Source organism: Enterobacter sp. UNJFSC 003 (genome assembly GCF_036903355.1).
Lineage (GTDB): Bacteria > Pseudomonadota > Gammaproteobacteria > Enterobacterales > Enterobacteriaceae > Enterobacter.
This window is the reverse complement of sequence record NZ_JBAKHK010000001.1, coordinates 598,045-624,261: the sequence shown is the minus strand read 5'-3', so window position 1 is coordinate 624,261 and position 26,217 is coordinate 598,045. Positions and strand designations below refer to the sequence as shown.

Below are 26,217 nucleotides of genomic sequence, written 5' to 3'. Positions count from 1 at the left end.
ATGCATACATTTTTACGTTCAGGACTGACCGGGCTGGTGTTGATAGCCACCAGCACGGGCGCGCTGGCACAGGAGGTGACGGTGATGATTTCAGGCGGCTTCAAAGCCGCACTGGAAAAACTGGCCCCGCTGTATGAATCCCAAAGCGGCAACCACGTTGTCGTGATATCGGGCCCGTCGATGGGGAAAACGCCGCAGGCGATCCCCAACCGCCTGGCACGCGGTGAAAAAGCGGACGTGGTGATTATGGTCGGCGATGCGCTGGATCCTCTCACAAAGGACCGGATGGTCAAGGAGGGTTCGCGCGTTGAGCTGGCGGACTCCCCCATTGGCGCAGTGGTCAAAGCAGGCTCCCCGGTGCCGGATATCACCACGGATAGCGCTCTGCGACAAACCCTGCTGACGTCCGACAGCATCGCTTACTCCGACAGCGCCAGCGGCCGGTATGTGCAAAGTCAGCTGTTTAAAAAGCTGGGGATTGACGCGCAGATGAACGGAAAAGCGCACAAGGTGGAGCGTATTCCGGTCGCGTCTGAAGTGGCAAAAGGGAAATACAACATTGGGTTTCAGCAGGTTAGCGAGCTGTTACCCATTCAGGGCGTGACCTTCATCGGCAAACTGCCGGATAACGTGCAATACATTACCCGTTTTGCCGGTGCGGTGACCGCCAGCGCGGAACATCCGGCTGAGGGTAAAGCGCTGCTGGATTTCCTGTCGTCGGCTAAAGCCCAGGAGACCATCACCGCAACAGGGATGATCCCCGTATCGGCTACGCCGCGCGATAGCGCGCGGTGATAAGGGTTTCCAGCTCGGCAGCAATCCACGACTGAATGCGCCCACTGCGCCGAATCAGCCCAACGGTACGTTTGACCTCAGGCTCGGTCAGCGGGATATGCGTCAAATACGAATGCGCCGAGTTCGGCATCGACATGGCGGGGACGGCGGCTATGCCTACCCCCGCCTCTACCATTCCCAGCATGGTGGTGACGTGGCGCGTTTCGCAGATACTCGGCCGCGCTGGCTGAATATGCGCGAGCATTTGGTCAAGCACGTTACGGTTGCCGGACGTAATATCCAGGCTGATGTAATCCTGCTGATAAAACGCCTCCCACGTGAGGTGCTTACGCCCCGCCAGCGGACTATCGCGACGGCATGCGGCGACATACACATCTTCCACCAGCGGAATGAACGTGATATCCGGCTGAAGGCTTCTCGCAAAACAGATACCAAAATCCGCCTGCCCGCTGGCCACCGCGTCAATGACGTTTCCCGCGCTGCTGTCGATAAGCTTGATGCGCACGCGCGGATAGCGGCTATGAAACTGGCGGATCACCTCCGGCATAAAATGGCAGGCTGCCGAAGGCACCGTCGCCACGGTAATTAGCCCGGTACGCTCCTCGCTCACCTTGTCGATACCCGCAAGCATCGACTCCACGTTTTCCAGAAGCTGCCCGCAGCGTTCGGCAAAGGTTTGACCGAAGAGCGTCAGCGTCACCCGTCGGGTGGTCCTGTCGAAAAGTTTCGTCCCGACCGCTGCCTCAAGCTTCTCGATTCGGCGGCTTAAGGCGGATTGGGAAAGGCAAATAGACTCCGCGGCGATACGAAAATTTCCGTACTCCACCAGGGCTCTGAAGGCGTAAAGATCGTTGAGGTCGAAATTGACGGGCATATTTTCTGGCAATCCTTAGCGCTTTCTGGAAACACGAACATTCATAATAGCGACTTATGAATTGGCAGCAACCTCCTGCCGATCGTTACCGTCCTCAGAAAGCGCCTATGCCTTAGAAGGAGTCGATATACGACTCCGTCACTGAATCCACCAGCGCCATCTCTTCACGGCTCAGCAACGTTTCAATATTCACAAGAATTATCATTCGACTGTCTAGCACGCCCAGACCAAGCAGGTAGCGACCAGAGAGCACGGAAGCCACGTCAGGAGTCGGTTTGATCTTATCCACATCCATCGACAGCACGTCCGCCACGCCGTCAACCACGATACCCACCACGCGGTCATTCAGATTGAGCACAATCACCACCGTGCTGTCATCCTGCGACGGGTCGGGCAGTTCAAAGCGCACGCGCAGATCGACGATTGGCACAATTACGCCGCGCAGGTTAGTCACGCCGGTAATAAAATTCGGCGCGTTCGGTATGCGCGTCAGGCGATCGCAGCCCCGGATCTCCTGAACTTTGAGAATATCGATACCGTACTCTTCATTTCCCAGGCGAAATACCAGGTACTCCTGAGCAATAGCGTCGGTCGCGCTGGGTTTACTGGCGGTTGCTACAGTCATGCGTTTACCCCCTCCCTCTGGGGTTGTGGTGCGTTGAGCGTCGAGAGCTCAACCACGTCAAGGATCAGCGCCACGCTGCCATCGCCGAGGATGGTTGCAGCGGAGACGCCGGGAACTTTGCGGTAGTTATGTTCAAGGTTCTTAACCACCACCTGCTGCTGGCCGATAAGCTGATCGACCCACAGCGCATAGCGGCAGCCCGCGCTTTGCACGATAACCACGATGCCGTCGTCAGCAGGGGCTTCACCTGCCACCGAGAGACGCTGGCGCAGCAGCACCAGCGGCAGATATTCGCCGCGCACCTGCAGCAGACGCTCTTCACCGACAAAGCGGCACAGCATTTCGTCGGTCGGCCGCAGCGACTCCATCACCGCGCCCAGCGGCAGGACGTAAATCTCCTCCCCCACCTTCACCAGCATGCCGTCGAGGATCGCCAGCGTCAGTGGCAGAATAATGCGGATGGTCGTCCCGGCCCCTGGCGTCGAGAGCACGTCCACGTGGCCGCCCATCGCCAGAATGTTGCGTCGCACCACGTCCATCCCAACGCCACGTCCGGAGACGTCCGTTACGCTTTCGGCGGTGGAGAAACCGGCGGCGAAGATCAGCATCCACACGTCGTCGTCACTCATGGTGTCGCTGATGGTCATCCCCTGAGAACGTGCTTTGGCGAGGATCTTCTCCCGGTTCAGCCCCGCCCCATCGTCACTGACCTCAATCACGATATTGCCGCCGTGGTGTTCGGCCGAGAGCGTCAGGTTCCCGGTCACCGGTTTACCTTTTGCGACGCGCACCTCTTTCTCTTCAATGCCGTGGTCAAGGCTGTTACGCACCAGGTGGGTCAGCGGGTCAATAATGCGCTCGATCAGGCTCTTATCCAGCTCCGCAGAGCCGCCTTTAAGGGTCAGCTCAACCACTTTATTCAGGCGAGAGCCCAGGTCGTGCACCAGCCGCGGGAAGCGGCTAAAGACATAATCCATCGGCATCATACGAATGGACATCACCGACTCCTGCAGCTCGCGGGTGTTACGTTCCATCTGCGCCACGCAGCCGGAGAGCAGATCGTAACTGGCAGGATCGAGGGTACGCGACAGCTGGGAGAGCATCGCCTGGGTGATGATAAGCTCACCGACCTGGTTGATGATCTGGTCGACTTTACTCACCGCCACGCGAATGCTGCCCGACTCCTGATTTGCCACACGCGGCGCGGGCGGCGCTTTTTTGACAACGGTCTCAGGCGCAGCAGCAGGCGTTTGTACCGGCGCGGGCGGCGGTGTGGCTTGTGCAGAGCAGACCTCGATCTGCTTGCTGTCGAGCACAAAGCAGAGCACGGCGGTGATATCGTCCGCCGTGACGGTCGTGCGCAGCGTGACGGTCATGCTGTCTGACGTCGCCTCAACGTCTGTTATCTCGCCCATGTTGGTCAGCTCGTCGCGCAGCATCGTCTGCTCGCGCGCCTCGACGTTCCGCAGAGTCACCACCAGCGTGGTTTCCGTTGCCTTCGCCGTGCTGGCCGGCGTTGGCGCGGGGGCCGGTGTCTCCGCTGACGTCGTGGGCTGCTGACCTTCAAGAGCAATCTCCCTCAGGGCTTCACAGATATAGCGAAAACGTGCTTCATCAGGCTCCTGCGAAGACTGATAGGCTTCCAGCTGCGCTTGCATAATGTCCTTACATTCCAGAAAAAGGTTGATGATTGAGCGACTGAGCGTTCTCTCCCCTGCCCGCGCCTGGTCGAGGAGGTTCTCCAGCAGGTGGGTCGTCTCCTGTAATGCAGTAAAACCAAAGGTGGCCGCGCCGCCTTTCAGCGAGTGTGCGGCACGAAAGATGGCGTTTAGCTGTTCCTGGTCCGGCGCCACCACGTCAAGCTGCAGCAGTTCCTGCTCCATTTCGGCCAGCAGTTCTTCCGCCTCGGTAAAAAAGATCTGCGAAAAATCATTCATGTCCATCGGTATAACCCTGCACGTTTTGCAGATTGATATCGCTCAGCACGCTGTCTGCACGTTGAGCCTGCGTATCTTCCAGACGGATCTCCTGCTCTTTCGAACGACTGAGTACCAGAATGCTGATGCGGCGGTTTACCGCGCTTTCCGGCGGCGTGTTCTCCAGCGGCATCCGGCTGGCGGTGCCGATCACGCGCAAGAAGCGCTCATCGTTAAGCCCGCCACGGACTAGCACCCGGCGGGCGGCATTCGCGCGTCCGGCAGAGAGTTCCCAGTTGCTGTAGCCGCCGTCGCCACCGGCATACGGCAGCGAATCGGTATGTCCCGTCAGGCTCAGCGCGTTTGGCAGTTCCTGCAGCAGCGGCACCAGCGCCTGCAGAATGCCGTTCATATAGGATTCTGGCAGCTCGCTGCCGACGCGGAACATCGGTCTGTCCTGCGAGTCGGTTATCTGGATCAGCAGACCGTCGTTGGTGAGGTTCAGCAGAATGTTTGACTTGAAGTTGTTCAGCCGCGGATCGGTTTCGATCATCTTCTGCAGCTTCTCTTTTGCCTGCTTCAGGCTTTCGATGCGCTTGTGCTTATCGATTTGGCTAAGCTGCCCTTTGTACACTTCGCCCTGCCGCTTGAGAATGTCATCCCCACCGCCGGGAATGACGCTGTCGCTCAGGCTGGTTTTATCGCCGTTCGCCATCGATGGCTTCAGCGGCATGCGGAAGTAGTCGGCAATCAGCTCCCTTTCCATGTCCGTGGACTGCGCCAGCAGCCACATCACCAGAAAGAACGCCATCATCGCGGTCATAAAGTCGGCATAGGCAATCTTCCAGGTTCCGCCGTGATGCGCGTGTTTCTTCTTTTTGCGCTTGCGTGAAATGATGACGGGCGTGACGTTCTTCATGCTGCATTGTCCGCCGATTTGGTTTTCAGCGTGGCGTTGGATTTCACATCGCGCACGTGCTCTTCCAGCTCTTCAAACGACGGACGTTCACTGGTAAAGATGGTTTTACGGCCAAACTCAACCGCAATCTGCGGCGCATAGCCATTGAGGCTGGAGAGCAGCGTCACTTTGATGCACTGCAAAATTTTGACCTGGTCAGAACTCTTCTGGCGCAGCAACGTCGCCAGCGGTAACACGAAACCATACGCGATCAGGATCCCGAGGAAAGTACCCACCAGCGCGTGGCCAATCAGCATCCCAAGCTCCGCCGCCGGGCGATCCGCCGACCCCAGGGCATTCACGACGCCCATCACCGCGGCCACAATACCGAACGCCGGAAACGCGTCGCCCACCGTGTTCAGGCTGTGAGCAGGCACTTCCAGCTCCTCTTCGCAGGTTTCGATCTCCTCGTCCATCAGGGCTTCGATTTCATGGGAATTCATGCTGCCGCCGATCATCAGGCGGAAGTAGTCGAGGATAAAGTTGGCGAGCATCGGGTCGCTCATCAGGCGGGGATAGGCGCTGAAAATATCGCTGTTCTGCGGGTCTTCAATGTCCTTTTCCAGCGACATCAGCCCGTGCACGCGGCTCTGGGAGAGCAGCAGGAACATCAGGGCCATCAAATCCATGTACACCGCTTTGTTGTAGCGCTTACCGATAAAAACTTTGACCAACGCCTTCCCCGTGGCCTTCAGGGATTTGACGTTGTTGCCGACGATAAACGCCCCGACGCCAGCACCGCCGATAATCAGCAGCTCCAGCGGCTGAAACAGCGCCATCAGGTTACCGCCGGACAGAATAAAACCACCAAAAACGGTCAGTATGACAACAAGATAGCCAACAATAACTAACACAATTTCTCCTTTTACATACGTCGACCGATGCCGGGAGACCCGGCATCAGGTAAATGCCATCTTGCGCACAGCTGTCGCAGGGATCAGGCCGTCAGGATTTCCGGCGCGGCGAACGAGCCCAGAAGCCCGGTATTGCTCACCTGGGATTTTTTAAGCGCACGCGACGGTGGACTGCACAAGCTGCAGGTAAATGGGTTTTTAATGAATTCCGTGGTGACGATAAAACCGCCGCCGCAGACGCTGCAGGCTTTACGCGAAATAATGCCGCAGTCGATAAAACGTAATAATGTCCAGGCACGCGTCAGCCCAAGAACCGGCTTATCATCCGCACAAGAACTGCACTGCTCCAGATAAAGGCGATAGGTCTTCATCAGCATTTCAATGGAACGCCCCTGCTCGGTCTTTTTCAAATACAGGAAAATGTTGTAGAACATGGACGAGTGAATATTCTGCTCCCACGACATAAACCAGTCTTCTGAAAACGGCAGCATGCCTTTTGGCGGCGGACAGCCGCGTAATTCTTTATATAACCGAAGCAGACGACGGCGGCTTAGCGACGTTTCCGATTCCAGTACCTGCATTCTCGCGCCCAGAGAAATTAATCCCATGGCGATATTCACTTCATCAATTTCCTGCAGCAGACTTTTTTCACCACACATTATTATGCCTCCTCAGCGGTCATGGCTTCTTCTTCGCTTAAGGCGTTAAGAAGATTGGTCGACAAAATAATGCCGGTGTGGATCTGCTGCAGCGCTTCAATGCGCGAATCTTTAGTCAGATTTTCAATTACCACTTCATCATCAACACGCAGGCGACAAATAAGCTGATTGGTGGTGGACAACTTCATTAATTGTGGTAACGAAAGCTCTTTAAGGTTGTCAATTGTTCCTTCAGACAATCCAAGGCGAAAACCCGCCGCAAATTTATCCTGACGGATCAGCTGCTGTGCCAGCAGAAGATAGGACAGGTTAATATCGTGAATATTTTGCAGGTACTCGTCGAAATTGGACACAGGTGAAAACTCCCAATGTTATTCAGCCAACAACTGGCTTGTCAGTTTAGATAGATAACGTTTCCGAACTGATGCAGAGAGTCTTTTGGTATTGATATTCACTAAGGTAAGTCAATCTTCCTCAGTAAATGCCAAAATATCATATCAATGCCAAAGGAGGCTGCATCACAAAACTGGCAAAATCATAAACACTAAGCATTTTCCGAACAAGCGACAGAAATTTCCCTAAATCATCAAATTGATGTTAACTCGTTGATTTAAAAAGTTAATAAAGCATTGTTAAACGTTATTAAACCTTGATTTTAATGATTAATCCTGCTCTGCCACCCGTATTACTCTTTAAATGTTAATAAGCTGTAATTATTAATATGCCGACTCCATACGACTTCTTAACCTCTTAACCGCCAGGCTGTGTAACTGACTCACGCGCGTTTCCGTAATCCCCAATATCAGCCCAATCTCTTTCATATTCAAATCCTGAAGGTAATAGAGCTGTAACAGCACCTGCTCTCGTTCGGGTATGAACTGAATATGCTCGGCGATCCGTTCCATCAAATTCTTCCTGATGGAATCATTCAGCGGATTAAGCTGTTCATTCTCGTCATCACTCGTTTCCCAGCTGTCGGCATAATTTTCCTGCAGTTCATCAACCGAGTACATCTGGCTGGAGTTATTATCCGTCAGCATCTGCTGAAATTCCTGCAGCGAGACGCCCATGCGCTCCGCAACTTCAGCTTCGGTGGCTTCTCCGCCTTTTTCCTGCTCAATTTGCTGAATAAGTGCGACAATTTCCCGCGTATGGGTTCGTACCCGACGCGGAACCCAGTCACTTTCTCTCAGCTCATCTAATAATGCCCATTTCACCCGCTGGGTGATCCACGCGGTGAGCGTCACCCCTTTTTTCGGGTCAAAACTTTCGACTGCGCTTAAAAAACCTATTGAGCCTGCCTGAATTAAATCATCCAGCTCGACGCTGGCAGGAAGCCGCTTATGTAAACGCAATGCTTCCTGCCGCACCAGATAATGATACTTAGACCAGACTACCGATTTATCTTCCAGCCCTTCGGCCGTATAAATACCATCCACGATTGCATTCCACCCGCTATTCTCTTCGAGAATTATCCGGTGAAATGGCGCATTCAAATAGTGCAATAAGCCTTTATAAAAATGCGCATTCTGTTACTTCGCTTTAATTAATTCGCTATGTTGCAAAACAGCGTAATTAATGACGGCAATTAATATGATTAAAAGGTTTCCCACTGGGCCAGGTCTGGCTCTTTTTGACGCTGCGGCTTATTCGACTCCACGGCCACATTCGTCACGCGGCTCTCGTGACTCAGCCTGAATTGCGCCACCAGTTTTTCCAGCGCATCGGACTGGGCTTCCAGATCCCCCGCTGCCATGGCCGCCTCTTCAACCATCGCCGCATTCTGCTGGGTCACCAGATCCATTTCATTTACTGCCTGCGAAATCTGGTTGATGCCCGCGCTCTGCTCGTCCGATGCCGAGGTGATTTCGCCCATGATCTGCGTCACCTGCGAAACCGAGGTCACAATCTCCTGCATCACGGTGCTGGCCTGTCCGACCTGACGCGAACCGATGTCAATATTGCTCACGCTGGTATTGATCAGCTGGTTGATCTCTTTGGCTGCATCAGCGCTGCGTTTTGCCAGGTTCCGCACTTCTTCGGCAACGACCGCAAAGCCACGTCCCTGCTCACCCGCACGTGCCGCTTCCACCGCCGCGTTCAGGGCCAGGATGTTGGTCTGATTGGCAATGCTGTCGATCACGCCGTTGATGTCGGCAATCTGGCGCGAGCTGGTGGTGATCTGGGCCATGATCTGCTCCAGGCTCTGCATCACTTCCCCGCCGTTATGGGCATTGGTGCTGGCGCTTTCCGCCAGTTCACGCGCCGCATGGGCGTTGTCAGCATTCTGACGCACGGTGGTTTTAATCTGCTCCATGCTGGCCGCCGTCTCCTGCAGCGCCGCCGCCTGCTCTTCGGTACGGGAAGAGAGATCGTTATTGCCGTGGGCAATTTCCTGGGCGTTGGTGTGAATGCGCTGCACGCTGTCGCGGATCCCCAGAATGGTGCTGGTCAGGGAGGTACGCATGGTCTCCAGTTCGGTCAGCATATTGCCGATTTCATTCTGGCTACCGCTCTCAATCGCCTGGCTGAGATCGCCCGCGGCCACGCGACGCAGGGTTTCCACCGCCGTTTCCATTCGGCGCACCAGGGTATTACGCAGCCAGTAGCGAACAACTAACAGCATCACAATCGCCAGCAACACCACGAATACGCCGACGCCCATCATCATCTTGTAGTCACGTTCGGACTCGCTGATATAGGTTTCACTGAGACGGGTACTGGCGTCGCTGTACTGCTCCACTTTATTACGCAGCGTGGTGCGCAGTTCCATATCCTGTTCCAGTGAACCGGAATAGCCTGCAGGGTTGCGCAAATAGCCCAGCTTCACTTCGGCCACTTTATAGACCGCGTTAAATGCCGCGTTCACTTCAGCAGCCAGACGACGTTCTTCTGGCGTGTTAAACGGCGACGCCATAAACGCATCCATATTACGACGGGCCATACGCACGACGTTCTGCGTATGTTTGGCCACATTCTCCGACACCGGGTTACCCAGCGCCGACTGCAGCATCAAACCGTTGGTATTGGCCATCACCGCACTGATGTTATAAGCCGCATCGCGCATCTGATCGTTATTTTCAGAGGCGACAACAATACGTTTAAAATTACTGTTATTGCCCATGGCGTTATAGACGGAATACGCCGTAACGCCGAATACCATAATGGCAAACAGGCCAATAATAAGGCTGACTGCACTGTAAATTTTGAGTTTCGTTAACATAGTTTCTCACTTGCCGCGCACGGCTTAACCGTACGCGGTAGCGCCTGAAGAAAGGTTAATTAAGCGGTTTAATGCTTCACATATTAAACAGAGTCATTTTCTGCATGTTTTTGTAGACGTACATCGAGGCGTTAAACGCCAGCTCTGACATCTGCGATTCCGACACCAGCGTGACCAGCATGCTGGTATCTGCGCCAATGGCATCCTGCACTTTGACAATGGTGTCGTTAATCATCACATCACCGGTGAGATCCAGGGCATCAAGCTGCTGCATGTTGGTCCCCAGTTCGGCCTGGACTTTGCCCAGTCGATCGATCCCGGCATCAATACCCTGGCTGGCTGCACTCAGCGCGGCTTTCAAATCGTCGTAATCAATGGGGTCACGGCTTAATTCCGTAACGGCATCTTCGAGAAGCACAAAAATATCACCAAAAACAGCATCACCGAGATGGCTGGTTTGCATCTCAGTGCCGTCAGCCACGGTTTGTTTACGCGCCTCATCTCCCCCCTGATACGTCCCGTCTTCATCAAACGCGGGCGTATCGGTATTAAACCCGCTGAAAATATAGCGACCGGATGCGTCACGGCTGTTGGCTAAATCCAGCATGTTCTCGCGAATACCTTCTATCTCCTTCCCCAGTGCCTTACGGTCCTCATCGGAGTAAGTGTCAGACCCTGCGGCAACGATTTTTTCCTTCAGGGTGGTGGTCATCAGGTTACCGACACCGTTCAGAATATGGTCCTGAAACTCCAGTCCGCTGCGTGCACGGGATCGCACGTTGCTGTAGAGCTCCAGCTTCGCCAGCGCGTCCTGGTGTTTTACCGCGTCGGTCGCGGCGGTTGGGTCGTCTGAGGCTTTGAGTAACGTTTTGCCCGCTGACATCCGCAGATAAGCGTCGTTACTTTGGCTCATGCGCTTTGTCATCGACTCCGAACTTTGCTTGTACATGTAAAGCGTACTTAATCGCATCATCTTTTCCTTATCGGATGGCCAGCAGGGCATCAAACATCGCGGTTGCGGTTTTCAGCAGCTGCGCGTTGCCGTTGTAATACTGTCGGAACATATCGAGGTTGATATATTCCTCGTCCATATTCACCCCGGAGATCGCCTGCTTGGTGTCATATTTGGTTCGCAAATCATTTTCAGCGCTGGTGGCGTAGGATCTGACCTCGCGGGCGCTTTCACCAATTTTCCCCGCCAGGCTGGCATAGGCCGCGCTGAGCGTATCGTTGCCAATCAGCGCCTCATCCTGAATTTTCAGCATCTCTTCGAGGTTTTTGTTATTTCCCGGGCCGTCCGCGTCGTTGTCAGACGCCGCGAAGTCCTGCGCACTGGTTATCTTGCGGCTGATGCCTTCGGCTGCGCCCGCCATCGGGTTAAGGGTGAATTTGTCTCCGGCCTGGGCCGTCGACGGCGCTGGCAGGGTAATTTCAATCCCATCAAACTTCAGCGCGCCTGGCAGTGCAGCAGGGTCGGGGGTAACGTTACGTCCATCAGCGCCGGTGATAATCCAGTCTGTACCATCAAAGCTGATGTCATAATTTTCTGACTTCACATCTTTGAAACTGGTCACTGTGATCTGATCCAGCACGTCGCCGCCCTTGTTTTTGGCGTTTGCAATGGCTTTGATATCCGGCAAAGAGAAGAGATCGTCACCCGCCGTCCCGTCCGGCGTAAAACCTGCGCGGTTCTGCTCGTTCATCCGGTGCGCCATCATAAAGGCAATCTGATCCAGATCCTGACGGGCGACGGTGAGGTCTTCGTTGCGGAATTTGAACAGCCCGCCCAGACGTCCCTTGGTGATGGCGTTTTCATCCAGCGGTGACGCTTTGCCGTTCGCATCCACGTAGGAGACAATCACCTTGCCGGGATCGGCATCGGACGGCGAGGTTTGCAGCTTGTACGCCGTGCCTTCAGAGACCAGCGGGCGTCCATCGGACAGCGTGACGCTCACGCGACCCGACGTATGGTCTTCGGTCACGGTAATCCCCAGATGCTCGCTCAGCCCTTCCAGCAGGGCGTCGCGCTGGTCGAGCAGATCGGCAGGCGGCGCGCCATTTCCCTGCAGACGCTCCAGCTGCTTATTCACCTGGGCCAGCTGTTCGGTGAAGCTGTTGATCTCTTTGGTGCTGCGCTCAATCTGGCTGTTGGTGCTCTTCTCAAGCCCGGACAAGCGTTTGGCGCTGGCGTTATAGCGGTTTGCCAGCACGTCGAGGGAGGTAAATACCGCCGCGCGCGCCGGGCCATCGGCCGGATCGCCGCTCAGCGTCGCCATGTCCTTAAACAGCTTGCCCAGCGAAACGGAGACGTTGTCCGCCTCATCGGCCAGCATGTTGTCGATATCCGCCAGCTGTTCCATTCTTCCGGTAAACGAGGCGTAGCTGGACAGCGAATCGCGTAGCTGGGTGTTGGCAAACGCATCGTAGGCACGTTCCACGCCGCTGGCACGGGCACCGTAACCAAAAAAGCCCTGCCCGGTCGACATGCCGCCTAGCTCACCGATAATCAGGCTACGACGGCTGTAGTTGGCGGACATCCCGTTCGTCAGGTTATCGCCCGTCACCCGGATCGCGGCCTGCGCCACGCTGATGCCGTTTCTGGCTAAATTAAAAAGGTTATTCATACGCTCTGGATATTCCCTGATTGCGGGCCCGGCGTTCACCTCCGGGCCAGAATGTTCATGGCTCTGTTTATTTCATCGGTGATTTAAAAATTCTCTAAAACTTCTTTGTCAGAAAAGTTTGTCGATATCGTTTTTATAGGCGTTCACGCCCTGCTGAATATCGCCTTTCACCTTCTGAATAATGGTAATGAGCTTTTTGGCGTAGGCCGGATCGGTCGCATAGCCGCCCGCCTGCAGCGCCTTCGCCCCCTGCTCTGGCGAATCTGATTGCACGACCCCGCGATAGCGCGGATTTTTGGTCAGCAGCTTCGCGTAATCCGCCAGCGCGTGTTCATACGAGTCGTACACGCGGAAGGCGGCTTTCACCTTCTGCTTCACGCCGTTGATGTATTCCGTGGTGGTGATCTCGGTAGTTTTGCCGCGCCAGTCGCCGGTGGCCTTGATGCCAAACAGGTTGTGGCTCGGGCTGCCGTCCGCCGCCGGGATTTCACGCTTGCCCCAGCCGGACTCCAGCGCCGCCTGGGCGAGGATCAGGTGCGGATGCAGCCCGCTCTGCTGCGCGGCCGCCTGGGCCGGGCGCAGCAGTCGGGAAATGAATGGATGCGCCCCTTCCGCCGGTTTAGCGAACGACACCGGTGCAGGCAGGCGCAGCGGGCCGGTGGCGGGAGCCGAAGAAAGCCCCGGACGCATAAAGTCGCGTCCCGGCGCGCTCACGGTTGCGGCAGACTGCTCACTCTCACCACCCAGCTGGCGGACGATAAGATCGGCAAAGCCGAGCTGACCACTCCCGGCAATATTTTGTGCGACCTGCTGATCGTGCATCGCGGTGTACATCTCAGACGACTGGCTGTTCATCAGATCGTCTTTAAAGGTGGCATCGCGCATGCTCTTCATCATCATCTGCACGAAGATGCCCTCCATCTGCTTCGCCGCTGCTTTCAGTGCGCCGGGCGTTTGCCGCCCGGCCTCCCGTTTTAAGGTATCCAGCGAACGGACATCAAAGGCGGGCCGATCGAGCTTGTCGAAGGCGTTCATCAGTTCACCTCCAGCTTCGCCCGCAGACAGCCGGCGTTTTTCATCGCCTGCAGGACCGACATCAGCTCGTTTGGCGTAGCGCCCAGGCTGTTGAGGGCGCGGATCACCGCGTTCAGATCGGTACTGCTGCGCACGTGCTGCAGCGAACCGCCGCTGTCGCGCACCGAGATATCGGTCTGCGGCACCACCACCGTCTCCCCGCCGCCAAACGGCGTATCGGGCTGGCTGATGATATTGTTCTGCATCACCTCCACCGTCAGCGAGCCGTGCGCCACGGCACAGGAATCGAGCGAGACGTGGCGGTTAATCACCACCGAGCCGGTACGCGAGTTCACAATCACCTTCGCGTCCTGGACGTTAACCTTCACCGGGATATCCTGAATGTTGGCGAGGAAGCGTACGCGGGACGGACCGTCCGGCGGCGCGAAAAGGCGCACGGTGCGGGCATCTTCCGGTATCGCCGCCCCACCGCTGTAGCGCTGGTTAATGGCGTCGCTGACCTGCTGCGCCAGCGAGAAATCACTTTCGTTCAATTGCAGGCGCACAATGTTCTGGGTGGCGAAATCGTTCGGCACTTCCCGCTCGACGGTAGCACCATTGCTGATGCGCCCACCGTTAAGCTGGTTGACCTGCACGCGGCTACCGCCCGCCTGCGCGCCTGCGCCGGAGATCAAAATGTTGCCCTGGGCGATGGCGTAGATCTGGTTATCCGCCCCTTTCAACGGGGTCATCAGCAGCGTGCCGCCGCGCAGGCTTTTGGCGTTGCCCACCGAGGAGACCACGATGTCCAGCTTGTCGCCCGGACGGGCAAACGGCGGCAGCTCGGCGGTGACCATCACCGCCGCGATGTTTTTCAGCTGCATATTGGTGCCCGCCGGAACGGTGATCCCCAGCTGCGAGAGCATGTTGTTCAGGCTCTGACCGGTGAACGGCGCCTGCATGGTCTGGTCGCCGGTACCGTCAAGACCGACAATCAGGCCATAGCCCATCAGGGAGTTGGAACGCACGCCCTGCACCATCGCCAGATCGCGGATACGTTCCGCGTGTACCACTTTAGGTACCGCCAGCGTCATGCCGTAGAGCAGGATGCTGAGAAAAAACAGGATAGATTCTTTTTTCATGGTCATATCAGAAAGGAGAGAGGTTCAGGAACAGGCGTTGCAGCCAGCCCATGTTCTGCGCTTCGTTGATGTAGCCGTTGCCGACGTACTCAATGCGCGCATCCGCCACCTGGGTGGACGGCACGGTATTGCTGCCGCTGATGGTGCGCGGGTTCACCACCCCGGAGAAGCGGATGAATTCGGTACCCTGGTTGATGGCGATCTGCTTCTCACCCACCACGCCGAGGTTGCCGTTGGGCAGCAGTTCTTTCACGGTCACGGTGATGGTGCCGGTAAAGGTATTACGCGCCGCCGCGCCGCCCTTGCCTGCGAAATCGTTTTTGCCTTCGGCTTCGAAATCCGCTTTGCCATCGCCCAGCCAGCTGTTGAGTTTGGTCGGTACTGCAATCAGCCCCATACCGGCCGATCCATTACGGTTGGCACTGGCGGAGGAACTTTTGCTGGCGCTCACGTTCTCCTGCAGCAGGATCGTCAGCGTGTCGCCCACGTTACGCGGGCGGCGGTCTTCGAACATCGGCTGATAGCCGTAGTTCATCCCCTGCCCTGCCTGAAACAGTGAGCCGCCGGTCGCTGCCGGTGCCATCGGTAATGGTGTTGCCGTTGTCGGACCTTCAACAAGAGGCTTTTGCATAATGTGCGCGCAGCCGCCGAGCAGCAGCGTGCTTGCCAGCAGCGCGGCCGCCGGAATGTGCATAGAAAGTATTTTCATGTCAGTGTCGATAAAATGTCTGGCCGCACGCGCGGCCAGAGAGGATTACAGCTGGGAAAGACGCTGCAGCATCTGGTCAGATGCCGAAACCGCCTTACTGTTGATTTCGTAGGCGCGCTGCACCTGAATCATGGTCACCAGCTCTTCCGCCACGTTGACGTTGGATATTTCCACGTAGCTCTGCTTCAGCGTGCCCGCGCTCTCCATGCCCGGGTTCAGCTCGTTCGGCGCGCCGGAGGAATGCGTCTCTTTGTAGAGGTTGCCGCCGATGCTTTCGAGACCCGCGTTGTTGACGAAGGTCGTCAGCGTCAGCTGGCCAATCTGCTGCTCTTCCGCCTGGCCCGGTACCTTCACGCTGACAATGCCGTCGCTGCCAATGTTCAGTTTGGTAGCATCCTGCGGAATAACGATCCCCGGCTGGATCGGGTAGCCTTCGGCATTCACCAGCTGCCCGTCCGGGCTTTTCGAGAAGTGGCCGTCACGGGTGTAGGCGGTGCTGCCGTCCGGCATCTGCACCTGGAAGAACCCTTCCCCTTCGATAGCCACGTCGTATTCATCACCGGTCGGGTTCATTCCGCCTTGGGTGTGAACGCGCTGCGTCGCCACCGGACGCACGCCGGTACCCAGCTGCAGGCCGCTCGGCAGGGTATTCTGCTCGGTCGACTGCGCGCCAGGCTGGCGCATGTTCTGATAGAGCAGATCCTGAAACACGGCGCGCTGGCGCTTAAAGCCGTTGGTGTTGACGTTCGCCAGGTTGTTGGAGATAACGTCCATATTGAGCTGCTGTGCTTCCAGCCCTGTTTTTGCGATCCATAAAGAACGAATCATAATGACTCCTTGCGCGGCCTTAGCTCACGCTTAATAGCTGGTTGGCCTTCTGGGCATTCTCGTCGGCGGTGCGGATCACCTTCATGTTCATGTCGAAGCCGCGGGAGTTGGCGATCATCTGCGTCATCGCCTGTACCGGGCTGACGTTGCTGCCCTCGATGGCCTCCGGCGTCAGGCGCAGGGTTTCGTCCTGCGCCAGCATCTCGCCGCCCGCGGTGCGAAACAGACCGTCGTCGCCGTGAACCATGCCGTTCATCTCTGCGTTGACCATCTTCAGGCGGCCAACCGGCACCAGCGCCGTCGGGTCATCGCCCATGCCGAGCGCCGAGACGGTACCGTCGCTGCCGATGGTGACGTGCGACTGCGGCGGCACTTCCAGCGGTCCGCCGTCGCCCATCAGCGGACGGCCGTTGACGCTGAGCGCCCCGTCCTGATCCACTTCAATGGCGCCGTTACGGGTGTAGCCTTCGCTGCCGTCGTCCATCGCTACCGCCAGCCAGCCGTTCTGCGGCAATGCCACATCCAGGCTGCGGCCGGTATGGGTAATCGGCCCCATGGTGGTGTCGTGAAACGGAGTAGTCTCCGCCACCAGCGCACGGGTGCGCAGGCTTTCCCCTTCAATGGGTACCGAGCGGAAGGCCGCCAGCTGGGCACGAAAGCCCGCGGTGGAGCTGTTCGCCAGATTGTTTGAGGTGACCGCCTGGCGGTTGAGCGCCGCGTTAGCGGCACTCATGGCGGTATAGATTGCGCGATCCATCACTCAGCCTTAACGCAGGTTAACCAGCGTCTGCAGCACTTCAGACTGGGTTTTGATGGTTTGTGAGTTGGACTGGTAGTTGCGCTGATAGACGATCATATTGACCATCTCGTCACCCAGGTTGACGTTGGAAGATTCCAGCATGCCGCCTTCGATGCTGCCGAAGCTGCCCATGCCGGAAGTGCCGAGGAATGGCTGACCGGACTGCACGGTCTCTGCCCACAGGTTGTTACCCTGCTGCTCCAGACCGCCCGCGTTGGCAAAGTCTGCCAGCACCACCTGCGCCACGGTCTGACGCTTGCCGTTGCTGTAGATGGCGATCACTTCGCCGGTATCGCTCACCTGATAGTTGTTAAATTTACCCGGTGCCTGACCATCGATCTGGTCAACAATTACCTGCATATCCCCGGCATTCTGGGTGAGTCCCTTCAGATCCAGCTTAAGCTCCAGTGCTGCCGAGCCGTTATAGGCTTTGCCTTTGACGGTCATTTCCGCCGCACCCACGATATTGCCGCTGGTGTCAAAATTCAGGTCAATGTTGACCATACCATCAGGAGAGGTGGAATCCTCGGCATAGGCTTTCCATTTTCCTTCTGCCGTATGGACAAAATAGACTTTGATAGCGTGCTTATTTCCCAGGCTGTCGGTCGCCTGAATTTCGCTGGTGTAGTTATAAGTCTTGTCATCATCCTTGTTGAAAGCAGCGGTGATGAGTTTTTCATCTGATTTCAGGTTGCCTTTCAGCGTTCCGTTCTCAGACGCTGCCGCTGGCATATCGTCTTTCGGAATACGAATCGGCCCCACCTGGGCGCCAGGGTTAATCACCCCATCCGTCGCCTGATAACCGGTTAAAAACATGCCGTTTGTTTTGTTGACGATAAAGCCGTTTTCGTTCTGCTCAAACTGGCCGTTACGGCCATAGAACACACTACCCGCCTCGTCGACCATACGGAAAAAGCCATTGCCTGAGATCATCATATCCAGGGCTGAACCGCCCGTCGCTGGGCCACCCTGGCCAAAATTCTGGCTCACGCCTGCCACCTGCACCCCCATCCCCATTGAACCGGCAAAGATATCGGCAAACGAAACGGAGCCTGCTTTAAACCCCACGGTCTGGGAGTTGGCGATGTTGTTACCCACCACGTCCAGCGCTTTTGCTGCGGCACTGAGGCCGCTAAGACCTTGTGAAAAACCCATAATTAATTTCCAGAAGTAAGTAGTGACTATTTTTGAATGACAAACACTTTGTTCATGCCGATCGGATCGTTATTGAGCAGATGCAGAATCGGCCCGCTCGGATCCATCGTGACGCCCTGCACCTGATCCTGAACCAGGCCTATCACTTCCGGGTTTTCCCCTTCAGGATTGCTGGCCTCAAAGGAGAGCGTGTACTCGCGATCGCGAGACGGCCCCGGCTCTGGCTTGAAGTTTTCCAGGTCGTCGAGGTTGTATTTGTTCATGCCGGACTTCACGTTCTTCAGCTCTGCGGTGTACGCCTGATCGCCATCGTGCAGCGTGACGGTCACCGTCTCGGCGTCACCCACCAGGACGAAGTGGAAGTCGTCCGAACCGCCCGGACGATCGGCACCCACCTGATGGATACCAATCCCTTCTGGCTCGCCGAAGGAGACTTTTGCCTCCCCTTCAATCAGCACGCTGCGTCCCACCCAGGAGGAGGCGCTCATGCTGCCGAGCTGAATCATCATTGCCTGAACGCCCGCCACAGAGCTGTTGAGCTTCTCAACGCCCGCCGCCATGTTGAACTGCGCCAGCTGGGAGGTGAGCTGGTTGTTGTCCATTGGGTTGGTGGGATCCTGATTTTTCATCTGCGCCACCAGCAGCGTCATAAACTGGTTCGACAGATCCGCCGCGCTGCTGCCGGTGCCCGTGCCGCCCGTGCCGCTGTTGTTGTTAATTGAAGAAACCGCCATATGCGCCCTTACTGACCAAGAGTTAATGTTTTCAGCATCAGACTTTTGGCGGAGTTCATCACTTCCACGTTGGCCTGGTAGCTGCGCGAGGCTGAAATGGTGTTCACCATCTCGTTCATCACGTTGACGTTGGGCATGCGCACGTAACCCTGTTCATCGGCCATGGGGTTACCCGGCTCATAGACCAGGCGATCCGGCGCGCTGCTCTCCACCACGTCGCTGACCTGCACGCCGCCAATCTCCTGACCGGCAGACGCATCAACGGAAAACACCACCTGACGGGCGCGGTACGGCTGGCCGTCCGGCCCCGCCACGCTGTCGGCGTTGGCCATATTGCTGGCGCTGACGTTAAGGCGTCGCGACTGGGCGGCCATCGCCGAGCCCGAAATATCAAATACGCTAAAGAGCGACATCGCTTATTACCCCTGACTGAGCACTGTCATCATTTTCTTAATATCCGCGCCCAGGAACGTCAGTCCTGACTGATATTTCACGGCGTTGTCCGCAAAATTGACGCGCTCACGATCCATATCCACGGTATTGCCATCAGCACTCGGTTGATCCGGTATGCGATACAGCAACTGACTGTCGTCAAACGGCATCGCTTTACCTTCAATATGCTTATTTGACGTTAATGACAGTGATACGGGCGATTTCGCCATGCTGTTATTTTCCATGGCATTTTTTAACTGCTGAGTAAAATCTATATCTCGCGCCTGGTAGCCAGGTGTGTCGGCATTCGCAATATTCGACGCCAGAATATCCTGACGGCGCGACAGCAAACCTAACGCTTGCTGTTGAAAGCGAAAGGCGTCATCGAGTTTATTCATGACAACAGGACTCCTGTCTCGCATTATTTAAACTGCGATAGTGTAGTCAGCGCTTGTGAAATATCACACTGCGAAGACCCGACAGAAATAAGCCTATTTAGGGAAATAGAAATAATGAGGGGAGTGTTAAAACATCGAAGAATTTAAATGGCGTCACAAGTGTCATTATTTAAGGCAATAAAACCCCTGTCTCTGCGTATATAATTTAGCCACGTTTTATATATTAAGGCAATAAGATGAAGTTCCGATTATTCAGCACGGCGGTGGCCGTCTTGCTCTGTTCTGCCACCGCCGCAGCCAGCGTACCGTCTGCCCAGACGGCGAAGCAGCGCCTGATGCTCAAGCTGGACGCTCTGATTAAACAGCCCGAGAGCGGCAGCGAAATTGTGCGCACCGCAACCCTGCTTGCTACTCCGGCACAGCTGGCCGCCGTATGCGATAACCCGGAGCTGAGCCTGGTGGGGCGCGACAGCCGCCTGACCGGCAAACGTACCGTGCTGGCACAGTGCGGCGCGCGTCGTCATTTCCTGCCGGTACGCATCAGCGCCGAAGGCACCTGGTGGGTTGCCAGCCAGAGCCTGCCCGGCGGCGCGATTGTCCAGCGCAGCGACATCGAGCCAGTGACCGGCAACCTCGACCACCAGCCTGGCGGCTTAATTTTTAACGCTGACGAGATTATCGGCCAGCGTCTGACGCGCGCCGTCGACGCCGGGAAACCGCTTCTGGAAAATCAGCTGCGCCAGCAGTGGCGGCTGCGCGCCGGGCAGACGGTTGACCTCGTCACCGCCGGTTCCGGCTTTCGTATTCGCAGCCAGGGCAAGGCGCTGAACAATGCGGCGGTGGACGACGTGCTGAAGGTGAAAACCGCGGGCGGGCGCACCGTGAGTGGAAAAGTAGGGGCTGACGGACAGGTGATGATTATTTCCCAACAATAAATTTTAGGTTTTTTGTGAATCACCGATGAAAGAAGTATTGAGTACATAAATTGATTTGCGAGGACACCCATGAGCATTAACAGCAGCCAGAATACCGCGCCGATTGCCAAAATCGCCCCGACTCAGGATCTGCGTGCCCGCACGCAGCCTCAGGAACATGACGCTACGGCAAAACGTTCACCAAAGAGCGACAAAACCAACGTCACCCTGAGCGAGCTGACGAAAAAGATCCAGACCGACGACAGCCGCGACGTAGACCACGCGCGCGTCGCCGAGCTTCGCGCCGCGCTGTCGGCCGGTACCCTGCGCATCGAGCCTGAGAAAATCGCTCAGGCCATGGTGCAGGACATGTTTCAGTTTTAACCGAGAGCAGGACCGTTATGGACAAGCTTTACCCGATACTCGCGCAGATGAAAACGTCGCTGGATGAGCTGGAGGCGATCATGATTGAAGAGGTCAACCAGCTCAACCGCACGCAAATCAACCCGGTGTCGCTGCAGGTGCTGGCGGATAACAAAAACCAGCTGCTGTCGACCCTTCAGTATTACGACGACATGCGCCGCCAGCAGGAGCAGACCTCCGGCACCGAAGCCCCCTACCCGGGGCTCGGCAAGCTGTTCGCCAGCTGGCAGCTGGTGCATGAGAAAGTGCGCAGCACCAAAGCGCTGAACCAAAAAGTGGAATCGCTGCTGCAAAGCCATATGAAGAAAAATCAGCACATCCAGAAGGCGATTGACCACGTTGGCCACGCCAACGCGCTGTACGGCCCGGCCGGGGAATCCAGCCAGCTGCCCTCGGGGCGCAAATACAACATCAGCATCTGACTTTTCCTGTCTGCGTTGTCCTCTTTGCTCGCTTCGGCGGGCTTTTTTTTGCCCGGCGGCGCTGCGCTTGCACGGGCCTACGGGTTTCGTCGTTTCGTAGGCCGGGTAAGCGAAGCGCCACCCGGCAATCAGGGAGGGGGGGAATTAAACCGCCGTATAGGCTTTTGCCACGCTGCTGGTTTTGCGCATGGCGGAGAGTTCAGTGCTGATGGTGGTCAAACGCCCCTGAATGGCGCGGGTCAGAATGGCATCGTGCTTCAGCAGCTGCGCCAACTGGTCGCTTACCAGCGTTTTATTGTGCCGGGCCAGCTGGGTTAAATCGATGTCGCACAGCGTTCTCATCCCCATGGTATAGGCCACGGACTCGTCAAGAAACACATCCCATTCGCCGGCCCCGGCCTGCTGTCGCAGCTTCGCGTTGCTGATGAACAACTCTTCAATCAGCGCCATCACGTTCTTATCCATGTTTCACCTGCTTGTGCTGGGGCGCGATGGCCTGCCAGGTTTCCAGCATCCCAGTCATCAATGCGATCAGATGCGGCAGCTTGTCGCCGGATTTGTTGAGATTCGCCTCCAGCAGCGCGCGCGAAATATACTCGTACAGGCTCTCCAGCTCTTCAGCGATTTTCCCGCCCTTCTCGTGATCCAGCCCGGCGCGCAGGCCGTTGTCGATAATATTGATGGCGCGGGAGATCATCTCGCCTCGGCGGGCGATATTGCCGGACTGAAAGTAGATATCCGCGCGCTTCATGGCGTTAATCGCCCCGTCATACAGCAGCACAATCAGCTGGTGCGGCGTGGCGCCGTTTATCTGGCTGTCCAGAGAGACAGCGGTGTAGGCACTGTTGCCCGTTTTGGTGTACATCGTTAAATCCTGCCGGGCGATCTGCCGCCCGGGTATGTAAGTTTTAGAAATGAAGTGATACGGACTACATGCTTTTTGACAGTTCCAGCAGCGATTGCTGCAGTCGGTTACTGATGCTGGCCATATCACTCATCGCCTTATCCACGCGCTGGTACTCTTTTTCCCTGCGCAGCATGGCCTCTTCAATGCGTGTTTCCATCGCGGTGATCTGCTTCGCGACGCGTTTTTCCTGGTCGCGCAGGGATTCCAGCGTGTTTTCAATGGTTCCCTCTTTGTTATCGATCGAGTCTTTATCGCCAAGATAGGTGTTAAAGATCCCTTCCATGCGGTCTTTAATCCCTTCTTTGCCCCCTTTACCGAGGAACAGCGCCTCAACCTCTTTCACGTTGTCCTTCAGGGCGGCATCGAGCTTTTTATTGTCGATGGTGAGGGTTCCCAGCGTGCCGGTACGATCGTCCCCAGTTTTGCCGTCAAACGTTACGGTAATACCGAGGCTGCCGAGCGACTGCAGCACCTCGTTTACTTCCGGGTAGCTGCCGGTGACGGTGGCTTTAAGCTGGCTGGTCAGACGGCGCAGCGAGCCGTCGGTAAACAGCGCGCCGTTAGACGGGTCGGGCTGAGGCAGGGCTTCAGAGTTGCTGTTGCGATCGGGTGCAGTATATTTGGTCGCGCCGGCAACGGTGGTGAGGTAGCTGTTGTAGTTCTTCACGAACTCTTCAATCAGCGTTTTCACCTTTGAGGTATCTTCGGTGATGGTGAGGGATTCTTCTTTGTATATCGGTTTCGCCGGGTCTTTGTCATCGATTTCTGAGACTTCACGCAGCTCCAGCGTTACGCCGGTGATTAAATCGCTGATGGTGTTAGAACTGCGCGTGACTTCCTTGCCGTTAAGTAAAATGATGGCATTTTTCGGCTCCGTTTCTGGCGTAGCCATAGCAGCGGTCATCTTACTTTCCAGTGCCGCATTACCTGTGACTTTGATTGTCATTTCCCCGGCATCACCGGTTTTTTTCGAGGTCAGCACCAGCTTATGCTTACCGTCCTCAATGGTCATCACTTCCGCAACCACATCGCCTTTCTGCTCGTTGATCTTTTTAGCAATTTGATCGAGGGAGGTTTCATCTTTCGCTAAATTTACCTCCAGCGGTTTTTCACCCTCTTTCAGGGTGATGGTCACTTTCGCAGCGCTGTTACCGATGGGTTTATCGCGCGTACTATTTTCTACCGCAAGCTGATGCGCTTTCGCCAGCTGTTTAACCGCAACAGAGTAGCTGTTCGGGATCGCGCCTTTCCCCGCCGTCGCCTTGAACGTTTTGTTCTCACTGACGCTGACACCATTAAACCCTTCGTCTTCCAGCTTGCCAAGATTGTCTTTCAGGGTGCTCAGCGAACTGGAGATCGACCCCCATGCGGAGATTTGCCCTTTATAGCTCGACTGCTTTTGCAGGTACGGGTTCAGCTTTTGGGTAATGCCCTTGCGTTCGTCCGCCAGCCATTGGTCAAACGGCAGCCCGGAGCCAACGCCTAAAAAGTTTGTTGCAGCCATAATAATGTTCCTCCAGAAATGAAATAGCTCACACTCTTTCCATCGGGTAATAGAGAAGGAAGTTTAATTTTTCATTATCAGCGCAACAATGTGACCTGCCGATAAAAACAGTTTTGCCCGCTTATTATGCCATTAGCTTTATCCATTTAAATAATTAGCGCCAAACATGAAGCCATTTCTCACCATTAATAAAAAACCTGAAAAAATAATTCAGTCTTTTTTATTCCCCCCGATGAAAGAAGTATGCGCAACAACGAACGCATATTTCATATTACCGTTATTACTTAGAAGGAAATAACAATGGCACAGGTCATTAATACCAACGCGCTGAGCCTGATGGCGCAGAACAACCTGAACAAATCTCAGACTCAGCTGGGCACCGCTATTCAGCGTCTCTCTTCCGGTATGCGTATTAACAGCGCGAAGGACGATGCGGCAGGTCTGGCAATTTCCAACCGCTTCACCTCCTCTATCCGTGGTATGACGCAGGCGGCACGTAACGCCAACGACGGTATCTCCCTCGCGCAGACCACCGAAGGCGCGCTGGAAGAAGTGACCGAAAACATGCAGCGTATCCGTGAGCTGACCGTACAGGCGAAAAACGGCACCAACTCTGCCAGCGACCTCGACTCCATCAAGAAAGAGATCGGCACCCGTCTGGAAGAGATTGGTCGTGTAGCCGAAACCACCAACTTCAACGGCGTGAAAGTCTTTGACGGTTCGAAAGAGAAAATCACCATTCAGATCGGTGATAAAGACGCAGACACCATCGACATCAAACTGAGCAAGCTGGACATGGAAACCCTGGGCCTGGACGAGTTCATGGCCGACTTCGCAGGTATTGGTATTACGGTGAATGGCGCAGGTATTACAGCAGCGAGCCAGTTTGAAGGTAAGGGAACCGACGCACCGGATAATACTGAATTTAGTGCCGATAAAATCGGCGTTAATGATCCAGATGTTGCTTCTAAGAATTATAAATTGATCGCCGCTGATCGTACTGAGATGATCACTAAGGCGACAGGAGTGACCGGTGATGTTGGGGATAAACAGGTCCTTTCATACGAAGACAAAGATACAGGTCTGACGCGTTTCTTTGTGGCAAACAGCGTGACCGGCGAGGCGCAGGAAGTCGATATTACCTTCCAGGTTACTGGCACTGCCCCGAATAAGGAAATTGTAAAAGATGCCATTACTGCAGGTGACGTGCTAAATGCCGCTGATACCGACATGCTGCTGAATGGTCCGACGAAGCTGGGTACCGCCACGCGCGTTAAAGCCGGTGATACTATTAATTCAAATGGCGCTGCCATTACTCTTGATAAGGACATGCTGGAAGCCATTTCAACTGACGTGTTTGGTGAGGACATTGCAACCTCCGGCATGCGCATGTTCTCTGTTGAAGGCGCTGATCCAAATACTTTCTATGCCATCAACAAAGCGGGCGAAGTCAAAGTATTCGAACTGGAAGCTGATGGGTCAGTGACTACGGGCAGTGTTGACGATGCTCGAAATGCTGATGCTGATCAAATTGCTAAAGAATCCAGCCGTCTCGCTTCTGAAGATCTGCTGGAGCGACTGGATGATGCCCTGACTACCGTGGCAGATTTCCGTGCCGACCTCGGTGCCGTCCAGAACCGCTTCAGCTCCATCGTTGCGAACCTTAACACCAACATCATCAACACCACCGAAGCGCGCTCCCGTATTCAGGACGCTGACTTCTCCGTGGAAGTGTCTGCCATGAGCCGCGCGAACATCCTGCAGCAGGCAGGTGTGTCCGTACTGGCCCAGGCCAACCAGGTTCCGCAGAACGTACTGTCCCTGCTGCGTTAATCTGCTTTACCACCTCAATATTATTACGCGCGTGCCTCACGCGCGGTTTGCCCTCCCTGTCGGAGGGCTTTTTTGTTTTGTGCACAATAAACATTGCCCGGCAGCGCAGCGAAACGTAGGCCGGGTCAGGCGAAGCCGCCACCCGGCAAGGGTTTTAAGACGGCAGGTAAGGCTCCTTCACAAACTCCGCCAGCGCGCGGTTCACGCCCTGCGGCAGGGTATTTCCCAGTATCGCCTGTGTCAGGGCTTGCGCATAGGTAGCCGGCGTAAGCGTGTCCTGCCAGCAGTCCGGCATGCAGCAAGCGCCCGCAGAGTGCATTGCGCTCGCTCACCTCATCGGTTTCCACCAGCATGCCGGCAAATGCGGCGCAGAGTTCGGCCACGTCAAAAAGATCGGCAGAGGCCGGAAGGGTAAGGCGATAAGCTGTTCGGTAAAGCTCGCGTGGGATGCGTCAGAGAGAGTGGACAGAATAGT

At 55.8% G+C, this 26,217-nt stretch carries 29 protein-coding genes; 5 read left to right on the top strand and 24 right to left on the bottom strand.

The window, feature by feature from the left end; genetic code table 11:
- On the top strand, positions 1–795 hold the full coding sequence (locus tag V5P19_RS02835) for a substrate-binding domain-containing protein (RefSeq protein ID WP_334399932.1): 795 nt from the start codon (positions 1–3) through the stop codon (positions 793–795).
- Here V5P19_RS02835 and V5P19_RS02830 read toward each other — a convergent pair.
- The 20 genes from V5P19_RS02830 to flgB all read right to left on the bottom strand — a co-directional run bounded on the left by V5P19_RS02830 (position 770) and on the right by flgB (position 19,739).
- Entirely contained in the window at positions 770–1,669 is a 900-nt protein-coding gene (locus V5P19_RS02830; protein WP_334399929.1) for a LysR family transcriptional regulator, read from the bottom strand. The two genes, V5P19_RS02835 and V5P19_RS02830, sit on opposite strands and share 26 nt — an antisense overlap.
- 112 nt (positions 1,670–1,781) lie before the next feature.
- A complete protein-coding gene (locus V5P19_RS02825; RefSeq protein WP_334399927.1) occupies positions 1,782–2,294 on the bottom strand; it encodes a chemotaxis protein CheW in 513 nt (170 codons plus the stop codon).
- Positions 2,291–4,237 (bottom strand): chemotaxis protein CheA, encoded by a 1,947-nt coding sequence (cheA, locus tag V5P19_RS02820; protein ID WP_334399926.1) that lies wholly within the window; start codon positions 4,235–4,237, stop codon positions 2,291–2,293. The genes V5P19_RS02825 and cheA overlap by 4 nt, the downstream gene beginning before the upstream one ends.
- Positions 4,224–5,129 carry a flagellar motor protein MotB gene (motB, locus tag V5P19_RS02815; RefSeq protein WP_134348038.1) on the bottom strand — a complete coding sequence of 302 codons (906 nt, stop codon included), beginning with the start codon at positions 5,127–5,129 and terminating at the stop codon, positions 4,224–4,226. Before motB ends, cheA begins: the two co-directional genes overlap by 14 nt.
- Complete coding sequence (gene motA, locus V5P19_RS02810) at positions 5,126–6,022, bottom strand: flagellar motor stator protein MotA (RefSeq protein ID WP_320387175.1); 897 nt, start codon at positions 6,020–6,022, stop codon at positions 5,126–5,128. The genes motB and motA overlap by 4 nt, the downstream gene beginning before the upstream one ends.
- Positions 6,023–6,105: 83 nt before the next feature.
- Positions 6,106–6,681, bottom strand: coding sequence for a flagellar transcriptional regulator FlhC (gene flhC, locus V5P19_RS02805; RefSeq protein WP_134348036.1), 576 nt, complete (start codon positions 6,679–6,681; stop codon positions 6,106–6,108).
- Positions 6,682–6,683: 2 nt separating this feature from the next.
- The gene (flhD, locus tag V5P19_RS02800) at positions 6,684–7,034 is read right to left on the bottom strand and encodes a flagellar transcriptional regulator FlhD (RefSeq protein ID WP_134348035.1); all 351 of its coding nucleotides are present in this window, start codon (positions 7,032–7,034) and stop codon (positions 6,684–6,686) included.
- A 363-nt stretch (positions 7,035–7,397) separates the two neighbouring features.
- Entirely contained in the window at positions 7,398–8,120 is a 723-nt protein-coding gene (gene fliA, locus V5P19_RS02795; RefSeq protein WP_334399918.1) for an RNA polymerase sigma factor FliA, read from the bottom strand.
- A gap of 158 nt (positions 8,121–8,278) precedes the next feature.
- On the bottom strand, positions 8,279–9,904 hold the full coding sequence (locus tag V5P19_RS02790) for a methyl-accepting chemotaxis protein (RefSeq protein WP_334399916.1): 1,626 nt from the start codon (positions 9,902–9,904) through the stop codon (positions 8,279–8,281).
- 76 nt (positions 9,905–9,980) lie between these two features.
- Positions 9,981–10,874 (bottom strand): flagellar hook-associated protein FlgL, encoded by an 894-nt coding sequence (flgL, locus tag V5P19_RS02785; RefSeq protein ID WP_334401117.1) that lies wholly within the window; start codon positions 10,872–10,874, stop codon positions 9,981–9,983.
- Between the two features lie 10 nt (positions 10,875–10,884).
- Positions 10,885–12,528, bottom strand: a complete 1,644-nt coding sequence (flgK, locus tag V5P19_RS02780; protein WP_334399912.1) for a flagellar hook-associated protein FlgK — start codon at positions 12,526–12,528, stop codon at positions 10,885–10,887.
- A gap of 108 nt (positions 12,529–12,636) precedes the next feature.
- Complete coding sequence (gene flgJ / locus V5P19_RS02775) at positions 12,637–13,563, bottom strand: flagellar assembly peptidoglycan hydrolase FlgJ (protein WP_334399910.1); 927 nt, start codon at positions 13,561–13,563, stop codon at positions 12,637–12,639.
- Complete coding sequence (locus V5P19_RS02770; RefSeq protein WP_334399908.1) at positions 13,563–14,690, bottom strand: flagellar basal body P-ring protein FlgI; 1,128 nt, start codon at positions 14,688–14,690, stop codon at positions 13,563–13,565. The genes flgJ and V5P19_RS02770 overlap by 1 nt, the downstream gene beginning before the upstream one ends.
- A gap of 1 nt (position 14,691) precedes the next feature.
- Positions 14,692–15,378 carry a flagellar basal body L-ring protein FlgH gene (locus tag V5P19_RS02765; RefSeq protein WP_134348079.1) on the bottom strand — a complete coding sequence of 229 codons (687 nt, stop codon included), beginning with the start codon at positions 15,376–15,378 and terminating at the stop codon, positions 14,692–14,694.
- Positions 15,379–15,438: 60 nt separating this feature from the next.
- A complete protein-coding gene (gene flgG, locus V5P19_RS02760; RefSeq protein ID WP_334399906.1) occupies positions 15,439–16,221 on the bottom strand; it encodes a flagellar basal-body rod protein FlgG in 783 nt (260 codons plus the stop codon).
- A gap of 19 nt (positions 16,222–16,240) precedes the next feature.
- Positions 16,241–16,978 (bottom strand): flagellar basal body rod protein FlgF, encoded by a 738-nt coding sequence (locus tag V5P19_RS02755; protein ID WP_334399904.1) that lies wholly within the window; start codon positions 16,976–16,978, stop codon positions 16,241–16,243.
- Between the two features lie 9 nt (positions 16,979–16,987).
- Positions 16,988–18,175 carry a flagellar hook protein FlgE gene (gene flgE / locus V5P19_RS02750; protein ID WP_334399901.1) on the bottom strand — a complete coding sequence of 396 codons (1,188 nt, stop codon included), beginning with the start codon at positions 18,173–18,175 and terminating at the stop codon, positions 16,988–16,990.
- A 26-nt stretch (positions 18,176–18,201) separates the two neighbouring features.
- A complete protein-coding gene (locus V5P19_RS02745; RefSeq protein WP_334399899.1) occupies positions 18,202–18,909 on the bottom strand; it encodes a flagellar hook capping FlgD N-terminal domain-containing protein in 708 nt (235 codons plus the stop codon).
- Positions 18,910–18,917: 8 nt separating this feature from the next.
- Positions 18,918–19,322: a flagellar basal body rod protein FlgC gene (flgC, locus tag V5P19_RS02740; protein ID WP_252002138.1), complete on the bottom strand. Its 405-nt coding sequence runs from the start codon at positions 19,320–19,322 to the stop codon at positions 18,918–18,920.
- 6 nt (positions 19,323–19,328) lie between these two features.
- Positions 19,329–19,739, bottom strand: coding sequence for a flagellar basal body rod protein FlgB (flgB, locus tag V5P19_RS02735; protein ID WP_134348025.1), 411 nt, complete (start codon positions 19,737–19,739; stop codon positions 19,329–19,331).
- A gap of 236 nt (positions 19,740–19,975) precedes the next feature.
- Here flgB and flgA point away from each other — a divergent pair, with 236 nt between their 5' ends.
- The 3 genes from flgA (at position 19,976) to V5P19_RS02720 (ending at position 21,498) form a co-directional block, all read left to right on the top strand.
- Positions 19,976–20,674 (top strand): flagellar basal body P-ring formation chaperone FlgA, encoded by a 699-nt coding sequence (gene flgA / locus V5P19_RS02730; protein WP_334399893.1) that lies wholly within the window; start codon positions 19,976–19,978, stop codon positions 20,672–20,674.
- Positions 20,675–20,743: 69 nt separating this feature from the next.
- Entirely contained in the window at positions 20,744–21,037 is a 294-nt protein-coding gene (gene flgM, locus V5P19_RS02725) for a flagellar biosynthesis anti-sigma factor FlgM (RefSeq protein ID WP_334399891.1), read from the top strand.
- A gap of 17 nt (positions 21,038–21,054) precedes the next feature.
- The gene (locus V5P19_RS02720) at positions 21,055–21,498 is read left to right on the top strand and encodes a flagellar export chaperone FlgN (protein WP_334399889.1); all 444 of its coding nucleotides are present in this window, start codon (positions 21,055–21,057) and stop codon (positions 21,496–21,498) included.
- 144 nt (positions 21,499–21,642) lie between these two features.
- Here the strand turns inward: V5P19_RS02720 and V5P19_RS02715 are convergent, their stop codons facing one another.
- The 3 genes from V5P19_RS02715 to fliD all read right to left on the bottom strand — a co-directional run bounded on the left by V5P19_RS02715 (position 21,643) and on the right by fliD (position 23,909).
- Positions 21,643–21,963 carry a flagellar protein FliT gene (locus tag V5P19_RS02715; protein ID WP_334399887.1) on the bottom strand — a complete coding sequence of 107 codons (321 nt, stop codon included), beginning with the start codon at positions 21,961–21,963 and terminating at the stop codon, positions 21,643–21,645.
- Positions 21,956–22,363: a flagellar export chaperone FliS gene (fliS, locus tag V5P19_RS02710; RefSeq protein WP_334399885.1), complete on the bottom strand. Its 408-nt coding sequence runs from the start codon at positions 22,361–22,363 to the stop codon at positions 21,956–21,958. The genes V5P19_RS02715 and fliS overlap by 8 nt, the downstream gene beginning before the upstream one ends.
- Before the next feature lie 64 nt (positions 22,364–22,427).
- Positions 22,428–23,909 carry a flagellar filament capping protein FliD gene (fliD, locus tag V5P19_RS02705; protein ID WP_334399883.1) on the bottom strand — a complete coding sequence of 494 codons (1,482 nt, stop codon included), beginning with the start codon at positions 23,907–23,909 and terminating at the stop codon, positions 22,428–22,430.
- A gap of 300 nt (positions 23,910–24,209) precedes the next feature.
- Between fliD and V5P19_RS02700 the strand changes: the two genes are divergently transcribed.
- Positions 24,210–25,742 carry a flagellin gene (locus tag V5P19_RS02700; RefSeq protein WP_334399881.1) on the top strand — a complete coding sequence of 511 codons (1,533 nt, stop codon included), beginning with the start codon at positions 24,210–24,212 and terminating at the stop codon, positions 25,740–25,742.
- A gap of 154 nt (positions 25,743–25,896) precedes the next feature.
- On the opposite strand, the gene V5P19_RS02695 is transcribed toward V5P19_RS02700, so the two are convergent.
- Complete coding sequence (locus V5P19_RS02695; RefSeq protein WP_334399879.1) at positions 25,897–26,037, bottom strand: hypothetical protein; 141 nt, start codon at positions 26,035–26,037, stop codon at positions 25,897–25,899.
- Positions 26,038–26,217: the final 180 nt, after the last annotated feature.